Below are 15300 nucleotides of genomic sequence, written 5' to 3' on the forward strand. Positions count from 1 at the left end.
ATGCAAACGCTCAAGGTTGCAATCGCCGGTTTCGGCGGTGTTGGCCGCGCCACCGCCAACCTGCTGTTGCAACGTCGCGACCACTATCGCCAGGTTTATGGCGTGGACGTGCGACTGGTTGCCGTATGTGGCTCACGCGCCGGCCTGACTGATGCCAATGGCCTGCAGGCCAACCAGCTGGACGACCTGCAGCCTGGGCTGTCCGGCCCGGATTTCGTCGCAGCGAGCGGTGCCGAGGTGCTGATCGAGGCCGGCCCCAGCGATTTTCGCAGCGGCGGGCCAGGCCTGGACTACCTCTGTGCGGCGCTGTCCGCCGGGCGCGACTGCGTCGTCATCTCCAAGGGCGCGCTGGTGCACAGCGGGCCGCGCCTGCGCGAACTGGCGCGCGCCTCCGGAGCGCAGCTGAAACTCAGTGGCGCAGCGGCCGCCGCCCTGCCCACGCTCGACCTGCTCGAGTACAGCCTGGCCGGCTGCAAGGTGCTCAGCATCGAGGGCATTCTCAATGCCACCACCAACTACCTGCTCGATGCCATGCGCACCCAGGGGCTCGGTTTCGACGCTGCACTGCGTGAGGCGCAGGCCGGCGGCTTCGCCGAAGCGGATACACGCAACGACACCGAAGGTTGGGACACCGGCTGCAAGCTCCTGCTACTGGCCAACTTCGGCCTTGGCGCCGAGCTGACCATGGCTGACGTCGAGGTCGATGGCATCCATTCGATCACCGCGCAACGTATCGAAGCCTGGCGAGCACAGGGCCTGGTTCCCCGTCTGGTCGGCAACCTCAGCTACAGGGACGGCGCGATCCGCGCCAGCGTCGGGATCAAGACCTATCCGCTGTCCGATCCCTTCGCTCAGGTGAACGGGAAAAACAAGGCGATCCGCATCAGCAGCGACGCCATGGGCGAGACGATCGCCATCGGCGGCGGCGCTGAACCCCTCGCCACCGCTGCCGCCGCGCTAAAGGACTTCGAACATATTCTCCAGGCCAGGGGGCGCTCCCCCCTGCTTTATTGACGGACATTGCGCATGACCCAACGCACCCTGCAAGCCATCCACCACGTCGGTTTCGAGGATCTCGGTAGCTTCGAGGCACCGCTGCGCGCTGCCAGCTACCAGATCGAGTACATCGACGCTGCGGAACGTGACCTCAGCCAACTCGACCCGCTCGCAGCCGACCTGCTGGTGGTGCTTGGCGGCCCTATCGGCGTCTATGACCACGACCGCTACCCGCTCCTCTGCGCTGAACTGGAACTGCTGCGCGTACGCCTGGCAGCCGATAAGCCGACGCTGGGCATCTGCCTCGGTGCGCAGCTGATGGCAGCAGCACTGGGCTCCAGCGTCTATCCAGGGCCAGCCAAGGAAATCGGCTGGTCGCCCCTGGAGCTGGCAGCCTCCGACTATCAGCCACTTGCCGCCCTGCGCGATATCGCCGTGCTGCATTGGCATGGCGACACCTTCGACCTGCCGGAAGGCTGCACCCTGCTCGCCTCGACCCCGCTATGCCGCCAGCAGGCCTTCGCTCGCGGGCAGAACGTGCTGGGTCTGCAATTTCACCCGGAAGTGCGCGGCGACCGCTTCGAGCATTGGCTGCTGGGCCATGCCAGCGAACTGGCCAGCTCGGGCATCGATCCCGTCACCCTGCGTCACGACGCCAAGCGTCATGCCAGCGCCCTCGAGCAAGCGGGCACCATCATGCTAGGCGCCTGGCTCACCAAGCTGAAGCACTGAGCACGGCAGCAGGCCCGAGCCTCATAACAAGGCTCGGGCACCGCCGGCTCATTCAGCGCCTGCATCCTGTAAACACTTCGTAAATGCGATGGATTTTCATTAGCTCGCCTAGTAAAAGATAGCTTGCTTTCGATCCTGCCTGAAGCAGCGCTTGCCGCTGCTCGTTTCGCCCCGGAGTCCAGCATGTCTATCTGCTCTCAACTGCAACGCACAGCGGCGACGATTACCACGTCGCTGCTGCTCGCCCTGCCCCTGCATGCCAGCGAACGCACGCTGGACAGCGCCTACGGTCCAGTGACAATCAGCGGCACTGTGCAGCGCGTGGTGGCACTGGGCGACAGCGCCCTGGATGCGGCGCTGTCGCTCGGCGTGCAACCGGTCGGTACCCTGGCCAGTCGCGGCGGCGACGACGTGCCGGACTATCTCAAGACCACGGCAGGCAAGATCACCCTGGTGGGCAGCGTGCGTGAACCCAACCTGGAAGCCATCCTGCGCCTGCGACCGGACCTGGTACTGGCCTCCAGCGATCTGTCACGCGACCTGTACGCCAAACTGAGCCTGATGGCGCCCACCGTGGTACCCGCCGGCAATTCCTTCCAGGACTGGCGCGAGACCTACATGACCTATGCCCAGGCCCTCGGCAAACAGGAAGAAGGCCAGCAACGCCTTGCCGAGATCGAGAAACGCAGCGCCGAACTGCGCCAGCGTCTGCCGCAGGGCCAGGCAGTCAGCGTAGTGCGCTGGAACCCGCAGGGGCCGGTGATCATGTCCAGCCACCTGTTCGTTGGCCAACTGCTGAAAGACCTCGGCCTGCGTGCCAACGAACTGGCCGCAGCCCAGGCGCAGAAGCCGCACAGCGACGTGCTGAGCCTGGAGAACCTGTCACGCATCAACGCCGACTGGATCTTCCTCGCCACGCTCAATCCGGATGGTCGCAAGGCCCTGGAAGACGCGCGCAAGCAGCCTGCCTTCACCCGTCTGTCAGCCGTCGCCGACGGTCATGTGGTGACCGTCGACGGCCAGATCTGGAGCAGCAGCTCCGGCTACCTGGCGGCTCAGCGGGTACTCGATGACGTGGAGAAGGCCCTGCTCGACTGATGCTCGCAGCACGCCTTTCCGTCCCTCAGGCGCTGAGCTATGCGGCTCTGTGCCTGTTGCTTTTGTGCGTCGCCAGCCTGCTGTTGGGCGCGGGTGACATCGGCATCCTGCCCAGCCTGCAAGCCCTGCTCGGTGGCAGCGATGACGATGCCCGTTTCATCGTCTTCGAACTGCGTTGGGTACGTACCGAACTGGCCCTGTTGGTCGGCCTCGCCCTGGGCGCGGCCGGTGTGCTGCTGCAAGCGGTGACGCGCAATCCGCTGGCCGAACCTGGGCTGCTCGGGGTCAGCGCTGGAGCCTCGTTCGCCGTGGTGCTGGCGATCAACCTGGGCGCCTCGGCTGCCAGCATGCATCTGGGCGTCGCCATGCTGGGTGCGCTGGTGGGTTGCGTGCTGGTGCTGCTGGTCACGCGTATGCGTGGCGTCGGTGACGACCCCGTGCGCCTGGTGCTGGCCGGCGCAGCTTTCTCCGGCATACTCGGCGCGCTCAGTAGCCTGCTGTTGTTATGGGATCAGCGCACCGCCGATGAAATGCGCTTCTGGGTCATCGGTGCCCTGGCGGGCCGCCCACTGGACACGCTCGACTGGAGCCTGCCGGGGCTGCTCGGCGGACTGTTGATGGCGCTGCTGGTGGTGCGTCCGCTGGCCGCCCTGGCGCTGGGCGAGCGCGTCGCCAGCGGCCTTGGTCACCATCCGCAATTGACGCGCCTGGGCACCCTGCTGGCCGTGGCGATACTGGTCGGCACTGCCACGGCTGCCGCCGGCCCAATCGCCTTTATCGGCCTGATCGTGCCCTATATCGCTCGCCGCCTGGTGGGCTCCGATATCCGCCGCACCCTGGGCCTGAGCATGCTGCTCGGCCCCTGCGTCCTGCTGCTGGCCGACGTCATCTCGCGCCTGCTGGTGCGCCCCTACGAACTGCCGGTGGGCGTGGTGACTGCCTTCGTCGGCGCGCCGATCCTGATTGCCGTGGTGCGCAACCACCGCCTGCCGACCCTGTGACATGAACATTTCTTCCTCACGCCCCCTGCTCGCCCCGGCCGGCCATTATCTGCTGCGCCTGGGTGGTTACAGCCTGCTGCTGCACCGGCGCAGCATGATCGTCGCATTGTTCCTCAGTCTGCTGCTGGTCGCTGTCGCCACCTGGATACTGGCGGCAGGCGACGACACCCTGACGCCCAGCAAAGCCCTGCAGGCCGCCTTCGGCCAGGGCGAGGCGTTGCAGGTGTTCCTGATTCAGGAGCTGCGCCTGCCGCGGCTGATCGCCGGCCTGCTCAGCGGCGCCGCCCTCGGTGCTGCCGGCTGCCTGCTGCAGACCCTGGCGCGCAACCGCCTGGCTACGCCTGGGGTGATCGGTATCGACAACGGCGCCACCGCCTTCGCCGTCGCCTCCATCGTCGCCGTACCCACCAGCCTGGCGCCGTCGGCCCTGGCGCTGAGTGGCGCCGCCACCGCAGCGGTGCTGACGTTCGCCCTGGCTGCCGGCGGAGGCGCGCGCGGCTATCGCTTCATCGTCGTTGGCATTGCCATCGGCGCGTTGTTCGGGGCGCTGACCAACCTGATGCTGGCACGCAGCGACATGGACGCCGCCAACGCCGCCTACCCCTGGACGGTCGGCAGCCTCAATGCGCGCCCGGCCGACTCGGTGCTGCTGCTCGGCATCGGCCTGGCCGTGGGCCTGCCGCTGGCCAAGCTGCTGGTCAATGCCCTGAGCCTGATGCGCTTTTCCGACAACGTCGCCATCGGCCTCGGTGTGCGCCTGCAACGCATGCGCCTGCTCACCCTGGCGCTGTGCGTCTGGCTCACGGCGCTGGCCGTTGCCGTGGTCGGCCCGGTCGGTCTGATCGCCCTGGCGGCACCGGAAATGGCCCGCCACCTGGGCAACCGACACGGCGTGCCGGTGCTCAACGCGGCGCTGTCCGGCGCGCTGATGATGATCCTCGCCGACTGGCTCGGCCGTACCCTGCTGGCGCCCATCGAAATCCCGGTCGGCATCATCGCCGCCGTGGTCGGCGGCCCCTACCTGCTGTGGATTCTGCTGCGTCAGGCCCCACGGAGTTCGACATGACCCTGCTTTCCTCACTGCTCGGCGACGCGCGCCAGTCCGACGTGCGCCTCGAAGCCCGCAACCTGAGCCTGGGCTACGCCCAGACCCGCATCATCGAAGACCTCAACCTGCTGATGCCCAGTGGCCAGGTCAGCGCCATCGTCGGCCCCAACGGCTGCGGCAAATCCACCCTGCTGGCCGGTCTCGCTCGCCTGCACAAGCCCATCTCCGGCAGCGTACTGCTCGACGGCAAGGCCATTGGCAGCCTGCCGTCGCGTGAAGTGGCGCGCCGGCTCGCCCTGCTGCCCCAGGACGCCTCAGCTCCCGATGGCCTGACGGTCAGCGAACTGATCCGCTTCGGCCGCCAACCGCACCAGAGCCTGCTGCGCCAGTGGAGCGAGGAAGACCAGGCCATCGTCGACGCCGCTCTGGCGGCGGCCGATCTGATCGAATTGGCTGACCGACCACTGGAGTCGATGTCCGGCGGCCAGCGCCAGCGCGCCTGGATCGCCATGGCCATCGCCCAGGCCACGCCTCTGCTGCTACTCGACGAACCCACCTCGGCACTGGATCTGGGCCATCAGATCGAAGTCTTCGAACTGATCCGCCAACTGGCCGCCGCCGGCAAGACCATCGTCATGGTGGTGCACGATCTCTCCAGCGCCTGCCGCTACGCCGACCACCTGATCGCCATGCACCAGGGCCGGATCGTCGCCAGCGGCCGCCCCAACGAGATCGTCACCTCGGCGCTGGTCGAACGCCTGTACGGCGTACGCTGCACGCTGCTGCGCGATCCAATGAGCGGCACGCCGGTGATTGCGGGGGTCAGTAGGCTTCAGCCTTAACCCATGGAAAGCTGGCGGGCCACGAAGCGCTTGCCCGGCATCACGATCTGCTCCTGCGCGGCGACCAACGGCAGGTCGCGCGCGCCGTCCGCAGTCTGCTCGACCAAGGCGTATAGCGTTGCCGTGGCCAGCTCCAGAGCCTGCGGCAACGCCTGCCCGGCCAGCAACCGGCCCAACAACGTGGCCGAGAACACATCGCCCATGCCATTGGGCAATGGATGCAGCGCCAGGCGCGGGGTGCTCACCAGCCAGGCGCCCTCGCCGTTCACCGCCAGCGTGCCCAATTCGCTTTCAGGGATATCCGGCGTCGCCAGGCTGGTGACGATCACCACGTCAGGGCCTCGACCACGCAACTGCCGGGCGACTTTCACCGCCTCCTGCAAATTGGCCGGTTTAGAGCCCGTGAGCAGTTCGAACTCGAACTGGTTGGGCGTGATGATATTGGCGAAGGGAATCGCCTGATCACGGAGAAAATCGGGAATCGCCGGGTTGACGAACACGCCGCGCCCGACGTCGCCCATCACCGGGTCGCACAGGTAACGCACTGACGGGTTGTGCTGACGAATCTCGCCCACCGCCTCAAGAATCACCCGCCCCGTATCGGCATCGCCCAGGTAACCGGACAGCACCGCCGCCAGGCGCGGCAGCACCCCACGCTCACGCAGCCCCAACAGCACCTCGCGTACATGCTCGGCAGCGAACACCTGGCCGCGAAACTGGCCGTAACCGGTGTGGTTGGAGAACTGTACGGTGTGAAGCGGCAGCACCTCGAAGCCCAACCGCTGCAACGGAAAAACCGCAGCAGCATTGCCGACATGGCCCCAGGCGACATGCGACTGAATGGACAGAACGAGGGGCGGTAGCGTGGCGCTCATGACGATCTCTGCTGGCTGGGTACGACGAGGCGCAGATTATTCGCCAAGCGGCCCGGGCATACCACTACCTGTTCAAGCGCCGAACTGTTAGAGACGGTGCCTAGCGGCTGAGTTATGTCGCAACAGCTTGAACGCCTCACGCAAGCCAGAGATTTGAGGTGTGCTACCAAGACTTGCTGACACTCCGGACAATGCCCTCGAACCGGGCGCCCGACAGACGGTTGATTCACGCATTGACATATCGGTAAATGTCGATATTATCGCCGCCCATGGACCTGATCAATGTATTCAAAGCCCTCTCGAATCCCACCCGCCTTGGAATCCTCAAGGGGTTGAAGGATCCGGTGAAGAACTTTCCTCCCCAGGATGAAGGGGACGTTCATACCGTGGGCGTGTGCGTCAGCAGTATTCAGGAAGGTGTCGGTCTGTCGCAGTCGACGGTGTCCGACTACCTCGCGACGCTGCAACGAGTCGGTCTGGTCGAAGTCCGTCGGATCGGACAGTGGACCTACTACAAGCGCAATGAAGCCAATATCCGTGCTCTGGCCGAGCTGATAGGCAAGGAGCTGTAATTTTTTAACTTTGTATATCGATTATTCCCGATATCTCTTTTAGCCGAAACAAGGACTGACAATGGAGAGACCTTAGGCACAGGCGCGTAATTTTTTGCATCAGTATATCGAAAATTCTCTATATCCCTTTTTCCAGAAACAAGGAACCACACAATGAAAGCGCAAGTACTCAAATCCTTTGGCGGCCCTAACGCGTTCGAACTGAGCGAAGTGGCCAAACCCGTACCGCAGGCAGGACAAGTGTTGGTGCGGGTTCACGCAACCTCCATCAACCCACTGGATTACCAGGTACGTCGTGGTGACTACGTCGACTACGTGCCTCTCCCCGCCATTACCGGGCATGACGTCTCCGGCGTCGTCGAAGCGGTCGGCCCAGGTGTGACGAGCTTCGTGCCAGGCGATGAGGTCTGGTACACCACGCAGATTTTCGAAGGCGACGGCAGCTATGCCGAGTACCACGTTGCGTCCGAAAGCATCATCGGCAAGAAGCCGGCATCGCTGAGCCATCTCGAGGCGGCAAGCCTGACGCTGGTAGGCGGGACGGTCTGGGAAGCACTGATCGGGCGCGTATCGCTGAGGGTCGGGGAAAGCATTCTGATCCACGGCGGTGCGGGTGGCGTCGGCCATGTCGCGATCCAGGTGGCAAAAGCCATCGGCGCTCGGGTGTTCACCACCGTGCGCGAAGCGAACTTCGAGTTTGCCCGGGGTCTGGGTGCCGATGTGGTCATCGACTACGAACAAGAGGATTACGTTGACGCCGTCCTGCGGGAAACCGATGGCCACGGCGTCGATGTGATCTTCGACACCATCGGCGGCGACACCTTGACCCGTAGCCCCGACGCACTCGCCCAGCTCGGCCGTGTGGTTTCGATCGTGGACATCGCCAAGCCGCAGAACCTGATTCAGGCCTGGGGCAAGAACGCCAGTTACCACTTCGTCTTCACCCGCCAGAACCGCGGCAAGCTCGATGAACTGAAGGCATTGGTCGAGCGCGGCCAGTTGCGCCCCCATATTGGCGCGGTCTATTCGCTCGCTGATATCTCAAGCGCCCATGCGCTGCTGGAGACGCCCAACAACGGTCTTCGCGGCAAAGTCGCGATTGCCGTCGAGCCCTCGCTCGCCCCGTAAGTACATAGGTTCAACTACCAAAATGACTCTAGAGGAATACCGCAATGATTTATGAAATCGCCGTACTGCCTGTTCACAGTGCACAGATCGAACAGTTCAAACAAGCATTTGCCGAAGTGGTTCACTTGCTCCAACGCGCCAAGGGCTACCACGGCCATATGTTCGCGCAGGGAATCGAAAGCCCCGAGACGTTCAACCTGATCGTGCGTTGGGCTTCACTTGAGGACCATGCGCCGGGTTTCGAAGCGAGTGACGACCATCAGACCTTCATGCAGGGCCTGGAGGAATACTTCTCGCAAGAGCCGACTGTCTACCACATTCAGGGGGCCGCCTTTACCAATGGAAACGATCAGGCCTTCGATATTGCAGTGCCAAAAGCTTAAGCCTGCAGCCCTGACTTCGCCGCTACTCATGGCCACCATTTGATCTGACAGTATTTGAAATACAAGACTGTCAGATCAACTTACCTGAACACAATTCCGTCGTTTTGCTCCGAGAGTGAGTTGGCAACCACGCTCAACTCTCCTGGAGGCATTCGACATCCATTTAGCTTTTTCGGAATTTAAAGATGATCAGCAAACATGCAAAAAACCTGGCAAACATTTTAATTACCAGCCTTGCCTTGCTTCTATGCGGCAATGCACTCGCTGAAAGCCCGGCCACCACTTACAAGTATGGATTGAAACTTGATGTAGCCAAGGTTCTGTCCATATCAAAGCCCAAAACCCATACCTGCAAGCCTGTGGATCACCTGATGAAATACATAGACTCAGCTGGAAACATCCAGACCCTGAAATTCAAGGCTCTCTCTGATGCCTGCAGTAAAGGGCACTGACATAACGCCAGTGACGCCAAGGATGGCAATTTGCCGTGGAAATGAGCAAATGCGTACAACTTAGCGATCAACGCCTATGCAACCGTTCATTATTGGCAATCGCTCGCAATACTGGCATATAGCCGTCAAAGCCGCGTTATCATGCCCGCGCCAGCGTTCGGCATGACGACAAGGAGCAGTAGATGAGCGATTCGCGCCAGGCGGCCTTTGCCCGGGAATGCGACCTGATCATGAAAGGTGGCATAACCAGCGGCATCGTCTACCCGCTGGCCATCACCGAAATCGCCAAGGCGTTTCGCCTGCGCAGCATCGGCGGCACCAGCGCTGGTGCCATCGCCGCGGCTGCAGCGGCCGCTGCCGAACTGGGCCGCCAGCGCTATCAGCAGGGTGAGTTGAGCAGCGACCCAGCCGGCTTCGCGACAATCGAACGACTGCCTCAGCACCTCTGCGTGCCCGCAGCGAATGGCCATGGCACCAAACTGCTGGCGTTGTTCAAGCCTGCCCCGGCAGTGCGCGCCCTGTTCGATACCTTCATCGCCATCCTCGAGGTCAAGGGAAAAAGTCCCTGGACGCGGTTGTTCGCACCACTGAAGGTCATGCTCATGCGCCACAAGCTCGCCGCCCTGGTCGGCGCCCTGCTGGCAGGCGGGCCGCTGTGGTGGAGTGCTGCCAGCAGCGCCAGCGTGCTGGTTTGGCTCTGGGTCTTGCTGTTCGCAGCGCTGGGTGGCGTGCTCGCCGTGATCGTGCGCCTGGCCTTGGTGGCATCGCGTGAATTACCAGCGAGCGGTTTCGGCCTGTGCAGCGGCATGCCAGAGGCCGATGACGATGCCCCGGATGAAGCCCTTACCACCTGGCTGACCCAGTACTTCGATCAGCTCAGCGGTCAGCGCGAATACTGCGCCAGTCGGGCGGATGCCATCGAGTGCGAACGGCCATTGACCTTCGGCGACCTGCGTCGCCATGGCATCGACCTGCAGGTGATGACCACCTGCCTGAGCATGGCGCGGCCTTTCCGCCTGCCCTTTCGTGACGACGAGCAGGTACGCGAGAACAACCAGTTCCACTTCCGCCAGGAGGAGTTCGCGCGGCTATTCCCCCACCGCGTGGTGGCCTGGATGAGCGCTCACCAGCGCCCCGGCGATGATCGCGGCGACGGGTATCTGCGCCTGCCACTGCCCGATGACCTGCCGGTAATCGTGGCCGTACGCATGAGTCTGAGCTTTCCCCTGCTGCTCAGCGCCGTACCACTGCACGCCGTGGACTACCGCAAGAACGGGAAGAAGCTGGAGCGCTGCTGGTTCACCGATGGCGGCATCAGCTCGAACTTTCCCATCCACTTCTTCGATGCCGCGCTGCCCAGGCGCCCCACCTTCGGCCTCGATCTGGGACCGACCGATGGTGCCGACGAACAACGCGTGCGCTTCCCACGTAACAATGGCGATGCACGGCTAGCCTACTGGCGCCGTTTCCCGCAGAAGGGTTTGCCAGCCCTGCGCGGTTTCCTCGCCCTGCTCAGCAACGTCGCCAAGGACTGGAACCACGAAACCCTGTCGCTGATGCCCGGCTTTCGCGACCGTATCGGCCTGATCCAGCTGACCCGCGAAGAAGGCGGCCTCAACCTGACCATGCCCACCGAGCGCATCGAACGGCTGACCCGCTACGGACGCGAAGCCGGCCAGCAGTTCGTCCTGCGTTTCGGCGACCCGCAGCATTGGCAGCCGGGCGCCCAGGCCTCGCCAATGAACTGGGAGAACCACCAGATCATTCGTCTGCGCCTGCAACTGGCCAGCGTCGCCGAACAGCTGCAGAGCCTGGAAAGAGCCTGCCGCGAACTGCACGGCACCGAACAGGACTACCAGCGCTTCTTCACCGCCGATGCCAAACGCTACAGCTATCCCTTCAAAGGTCTTAGTGACCTGGAACAGGACCCGGACACTGGCCTGTACCGCACCCAGGCCGGCCTGGCCCAGGCCATGCTTGGCAAACTGCGGGAGATCGCCCAGATGATCGAACAGCACCCGGAAAGCCACCCGGCCAAGGGGGCGCCCAAACCCACGCCCGAACTCAAGCTGCGCCCACGCCTGTAGGCCGTCGACAAACAACAAGGCTCCCAGATGGGAGCCTTGTACGAACAGCGGCGGTGATCAGCTACCCGGATGGGCGTAGGCCTCTTCGAAGAAGTAGTCCTTCCAGGACGCCGCCTTGTTCTTCAGCACCCCCAGCTCATGCAGCTGCTCGGCATAGATGAAGGTGCGCTGCGGCGAGATGGTGAAGTCGTTTTCCGGGTCCTCGATGATCTTCTTCACGAAGTCCAGCGGCAGCTTGGAGTTCTCCACACGGATGTAAGTCTCTGCCGCGGCGGCCTTGTCGGCCTTGATGATCTGCTCGGCTTCCACCAGCGCGTCATAGAAGGCCTTGTAGGTCTTGGGATTCTCGTCATGGAATTTCTCGGTGGCATAGAGCACGTTGAACGTAGCCTGGCCGCCGAGAATGTCGTAGCTGCTGATCAGTTTGTGCACCTTGGGGTTCTCCAGCGCCTGGTACTGGAATGGCGGGCTGGAAAAATGCGCGGTGATTTCCGAGCCGCCCTTGATCAGCGCGGCCGTGGCGTCCGGATGCGGCAGGCTGACGGAAATATTGTCGAAACGCTGGAAATCGTCCTTGCCATACAGTTTGGCGGTCTCGATCTGCAGGGTGCGCGACTGGAAGCCGACGCCGGCGGCCGGCACGGCGATGCGATCCTTCTCGGACAGATCGTCCAGCGTCTTCACCTCTTCACGGTTGCTCAACAGGTAGTTGGGCAGCGAGCCAAGCGAGGCGACCGCCTTGACGTTCTGCCGACCATGGGTGCGATCCCAGACGGTCAGCATCGGCGGCACTCCCGCCGAGACCACGTCGATGGCGCCAGCCAGCAGCGCCTCGTTCATGGCGGTGGCCCCGGAGATGGTGCGCCACTCGACCTCCACCTTGTCCAGCCCCTGGGCCTTGGCATGCTTCTCGATCAGTTGCTGATCCTTGACCACGTGCAGCACCAGGTAACCGATGCCGAACTGCTGGGCGATGCTGATCTTGCCTTCGGCCTGCGCGGCCAGCGGAGTTGCCAATGCGCCGAGCAAGCCCAGTGCGGCGGCCAGACGGCCGAATGTGAAGGTGTTGGTCATGGTCGTTTCTCGTTATGTGATCAGTGAATTATTCGTGTGTAGGTGGGCCAGGCGGTGATCCGACCCCGTATGTAGGGTGGGCTTCAGCCCACCGGCGGTGCGTCCAGTTGGTGGGCTAAAACGGATCGCCGCCCGGCCCACCCTACGATTCGGACCGCACAGGTGGATCGGTGACGTGGCCCCCTACGTATCAACGCTGCATCCCCCAACGTTTCACGGTCACCCGCTCCACCGTGGCGAACACCAGGTTCTCCACCAGCAGGCCGATCAGGATCACCGCCGCCAGGCCAGCGAAGACCTTGTCGGTGTACAGCTCGTTGCGGTTCTGGAAGATGTACCAGCCCAGGCCGCCCTTGCCGCTGGAGGCGCCGAACACCAGTTCGGCGGCGATCAGGGTGCGCCAGGCGAAGGCCCAGCCGATCTTCAGGCCCGCCAGGATCGACGGCAGCGCCGCCGGGATCAGGATGAACAGCACGAAGCGCAGGCCCCTTAGGCCGTAGTTGCGCCCGGCCATGCGCTGAGTCTCCGACACGCCGAGAAACCCGGCGTAGGTATTGAGCGCCAGCGCCCACAGCACCGAATGCACCAGCACGAAGATCAGGCTGTTCTCGCCCAGACCGAACCACAATAGCGACAGCGGCAGCAGCGCGATGGCCGGCAGCGGGTTGAACATCGAAGTCAGGGTCGACAACAGATCGCGCCCCAGCTGGGTCGACACCGCCAGGGTGGTCAGCAGGAAGGCCAGGCCAATACCGAGCAGGTAGCCCTTGACCAGCACCGACAGCGAGATCACCACCTTCTCCAGCAACTCGCCAGTGCCGATGCCCTCGAAGAAGGCTTTGGCCGTCTGCAGGAAGCTGGGCAGCAGGAGGTCGTTGCCCTGGTAACGCGCTGCCAGCTCCCAGATCAGCGCCAGGGCCAGCAGGATCAGGGTCTTGCGCAGCCAGCCCTGCTGCCAGAGCCGCTGTGCCAGAGGCAGCTCGCGCTCCAGCTTGAGGTCCGGCAAGGGTTGCAGCGGTATTTCGTATTCCTCACGCCGTGCGGGGGAAAGACTCATGGTTGCGCTCTCCTCAGTAGGCGATGCGGATGTCGTGGAAGCCCAGCTCGGCAGCGGCGCGGGCGCCCTCCTCGCTGTCTTCCTCGAACAACAGGCGATGAATGCGCTGCGCTGTCTGCTGGAACGCCGCGCCACCCAGGCTGTGCAGGTCGAACTGGTGACTGCCCACCTCCGCCCGTACGCGCCCCGGGTGCGGCGACAGCAGCAGGATGCGGTTGCCGACGATCAGCGCCTCCTCGATCGAGTGGGTGACGAACAGCAAGGTGAAGCGCACTTCTTCCCACAGCTGCAGCAGCTCCTCCTGCATCTTGCGACGGGTCAGTGCGTCGAGCGCGGCGAACGGCTCGTCCATCAGCAGGATCTTCGGCTGCATGGCCAGCGCCCGGGCAATCGCCACGCGCGCCTTCATGCCGCCGGACAGGGTGTGCGGGTAGGCATCGGCGAAGGCGGCCAGGCCGACTTTCTCCAGATAGTGCAGCGCCCGTTCTTCGGCCTCGCGGCGCCCCAGGGTGCGCGATGCCAGCAGCGGGAACATGACGTTCTGCTTCACCGTCTTCCACGGCGGCAACTGGTCGAACTCCTGGAACACCACGATGCGATCCGGGCCGGGCTCGCGCACCTCGGCGCCATCCAGGCGGATGCGGCCGCCGACCGGTTTGATGAAACCGGCCACGGCCTTGAGCAACGTGGACTTGCCGCACCCCGAAGGGCCAAGCAGCACGAAACGGTCCGAGCGATCCACTTCGAAGCTGACTTCGTGGGTGGCGCGCACTACGCGCTGTGGGGTGCGGTATTCAAGGCTGACCTTCTCCACCTCAAGCAGGGTGTCGAAGGCGCCTGTGCGTTGCGTGCTGGCCGTGTGGCCTTGCAAGGGGGCATTCATGGGGGTCAGCTTCCTTGACCGATGGCGGGGTCTTCGAAGAAGTAGTCCTGCCAGGAGGCCGGCTTGTTCTTGATTGCGCCGACGCGCTGGAGGAATTCGGCCAGCGGGTAGGTGTTGGTCGGCGTGACGCTGAACTGGAACTGCTCGTTGTCGATGATCTTCAGCAGCTCCTCGCGGCTGATCTTGGCGCCGGTCACGCGGATGTAGGTGTCGGCTGCCGCGCCCTTGTCGTTCTGGGCGAATTCGGCAGCCTCGGCCAGCGCGGCGACGAAGGCCTTGTAGGTCTTGGGGTTGTCGTTGCGGAATTTCTCGGTGGCATAGAGCACGGTCGGCGAGTTCGGGCCGAGCAGCTTGTAGGTGTCGAGCACCACGTGCACATTGGGGTTCTCCAGCGCCTGGTTCTGGAACGGCGGGTTGGAGAAATGCCCGGTCAGCTCGGTACCGCCGGACAGCAGCGAGGCGGTGGCATCCGGGTGCGGCAGGGCCACGGTGTACTTGTCCAGGCGGTCGAATTCCTTGTCGCCCCACTGCTTGGCGGCGGCGTACTGGAGGAAGCGCGACTGCACCGAGACGCCCACCGCCGGCACGGCGATGCGATCCTTCTCGGTGAAATCGGCGATGGTCTTGACCTTGGGGTTGTTGCTCAGCAGGTAGTACGGGAAGTTACCCAGCGAGGCCACGCCCTTGACGTTCTGCTTGCCGTGAGTGCGATCCCAGACGGTGAGCAGCGGGCCGATGCCGGCACCGGCGATGTCGATGTCGATGGCGCCGGACAGCAGCGCGTCGTTGATCGCCGCGCCACCGGAGAGCTGCTGCCAGTCGACCTTGATGTCCAGGCCGTCGGCCTTGCCGTGCTTCTCGATCAACTGCTGGTCACGGACCACATTGAGCAACAGGTAGACGATGCCGAACTGCTCGGCAATGCGAATCTGCCCCTCGGCCTGCGCCGCCTGAGGCGCCGCCAGCGAGCCGACCAGCAGGCTCAGGGAAAGCCCGATACCGCTGGCCAGCCGGCCAAAACGCGGAATGAAGGGAAAGCGTTTGCCTAGAGACATGGTGTGACTCCATTCGG

Annotated in this window: 16 protein-coding genes; 11 read left to right on the forward strand and 5 right to left on the reverse strand. The window is 63.8% G+C overall.

The annotated features are described in order from the left end of the window. The 6 genes from BLT86_RS07555 to BLT86_RS07580 all read left to right on the forward strand — a co-directional run bounded on the left by BLT86_RS07555 (position 1) and on the right by BLT86_RS07580 (position 5717). Positions 1 to 1014, forward strand: coding sequence for a homoserine dehydrogenase (locus tag BLT86_RS07555; RefSeq protein ID WP_092375819.1), 1014 nt, complete (start codon positions 1 to 3; stop codon positions 1012 to 1014). Between the two features lie 12 nt (positions 1015 to 1026). After that, positions 1027 to 1728 (forward strand): glutamine amidotransferase, encoded by a 702-nt coding sequence (locus tag BLT86_RS07560; RefSeq protein ID WP_092375823.1) that lies wholly within the window; start codon positions 1027 to 1029, stop codon positions 1726 to 1728. A gap of 183 nt (positions 1729 to 1911) precedes the next feature. After that, positions 1912 to 2826, forward strand: a complete 915-nt coding sequence (locus tag BLT86_RS07565) for an ABC transporter substrate-binding protein (protein WP_075748054.1) — start codon at positions 1912 to 1914, stop codon at positions 2824 to 2826. Further along, complete coding sequence (locus BLT86_RS07570; protein ID WP_092375826.1) at positions 2826 to 3827, forward strand: FecCD family ABC transporter permease; 1002 nt, start codon at positions 2826 to 2828, stop codon at positions 3825 to 3827. The genes BLT86_RS07565 and BLT86_RS07570 overlap by 1 nt, the downstream gene beginning before the upstream one ends. A gap of 1 nt (position 3828) precedes the next feature. Then, complete coding sequence (locus BLT86_RS07575; RefSeq protein WP_092375829.1) at positions 3829 to 4893, forward strand: FecCD family ABC transporter permease; 1065 nt, start codon at positions 3829 to 3831, stop codon at positions 4891 to 4893. Continuing rightward, positions 4890 to 5717 carry an ABC transporter ATP-binding protein gene (locus BLT86_RS07580; protein ID WP_092375831.1) on the forward strand — a complete coding sequence of 276 codons (828 nt, stop codon included), beginning with the start codon at positions 4890 to 4892 and terminating at the stop codon, positions 5715 to 5717. Before BLT86_RS07575 ends, BLT86_RS07580 begins: the two co-directional genes overlap by 4 nt. On the opposite strand, the gene pdxY is transcribed toward BLT86_RS07580, so the two are convergent. Then, positions 5714 to 6592, reverse strand: a complete 879-nt coding sequence (gene pdxY, locus BLT86_RS07585) for a pyridoxal kinase PdxY (RefSeq protein WP_075748062.1) — start codon at positions 6590 to 6592, stop codon at positions 5714 to 5716. The genes BLT86_RS07580 and pdxY overlap by 4 nt on opposite strands. A gap of 269 nt (positions 6593 to 6861) precedes the next feature. Between pdxY and BLT86_RS07590 the strand changes: the two genes are divergently transcribed. From BLT86_RS07590 to BLT86_RS07610, 5 genes are all read left to right on the forward strand, one after another. Further along, entirely contained in the window at positions 6862 to 7164 is a 303-nt protein-coding gene (locus BLT86_RS07590; RefSeq protein WP_075748064.1) for an ArsR/SmtB family transcription factor, read from the forward strand. Positions 7165 to 7317: 153 nt separating this feature from the next. Beyond that, complete coding sequence (locus BLT86_RS07595; RefSeq protein ID WP_075748066.1) at positions 7318 to 8292, forward strand: zinc-dependent alcohol dehydrogenase family protein; 975 nt, start codon at positions 7318 to 7320, stop codon at positions 8290 to 8292. A gap of 44 nt (positions 8293 to 8336) precedes the next feature. Next, positions 8337 to 8675, forward strand: coding sequence for an antibiotic biosynthesis monooxygenase family protein (locus tag BLT86_RS07600; protein WP_075748068.1), 339 nt, complete (start codon positions 8337 to 8339; stop codon positions 8673 to 8675). Positions 8676 to 8860: 185 nt separating this feature from the next. Further along, positions 8861 to 9127, forward strand: coding sequence for a DUF2790 domain-containing protein (locus BLT86_RS07605; protein ID WP_075748070.1), 267 nt, complete (start codon positions 8861 to 8863; stop codon positions 9125 to 9127). Positions 9128 to 9309: 182 nt separating this feature from the next. Next, positions 9310 to 11214 (forward strand): patatin-like phospholipase family protein, encoded by a 1905-nt coding sequence (locus tag BLT86_RS07610; RefSeq protein WP_092375834.1) that lies wholly within the window; start codon positions 9310 to 9312, stop codon positions 11212 to 11214. 57 nt (positions 11215 to 11271) lie between these two features. Here the strand turns inward: BLT86_RS07610 and BLT86_RS07615 are convergent, their stop codons facing one another. From BLT86_RS07615 to BLT86_RS07630, 4 genes are all read right to left on the reverse strand, one after another. Next, positions 11272 to 12288 (reverse strand): ABC transporter substrate-binding protein, encoded by a 1017-nt coding sequence (locus BLT86_RS07615; RefSeq protein ID WP_045735924.1) that lies wholly within the window; start codon positions 12286 to 12288, stop codon positions 11272 to 11274. Between the two features lie 190 nt (positions 12289 to 12478). Next, entirely contained in the window at positions 12479 to 13345 is an 867-nt protein-coding gene (locus tag BLT86_RS07620) for an ABC transporter permease (protein WP_090336876.1), read from the reverse strand. A 13-nt stretch (positions 13346 to 13358) separates the two neighbouring features. Then, on the reverse strand, positions 13359 to 14228 hold the full coding sequence (locus tag BLT86_RS07625; RefSeq protein ID WP_092375837.1) for an ABC transporter ATP-binding protein: 870 nt from the start codon (positions 14226 to 14228) through the stop codon (positions 13359 to 13361). A 5-nt stretch (positions 14229 to 14233) separates the two neighbouring features. Beyond that, a complete protein-coding gene (locus BLT86_RS07630) occupies positions 14234 to 15283 on the reverse strand; it encodes an ABC transporter substrate-binding protein (RefSeq protein WP_092375840.1) in 1050 nt (349 codons plus the stop codon). Positions 15284 to 15300 lie beyond the last annotated feature (17 nt).

It is taken from the genome of Pseudomonas sihuiensis (assembly GCF_900106015.1).
Lineage (GTDB): Bacteria > Pseudomonadota > Gammaproteobacteria > Pseudomonadales > Pseudomonadaceae > Aquipseudomonas > Aquipseudomonas sihuiensis.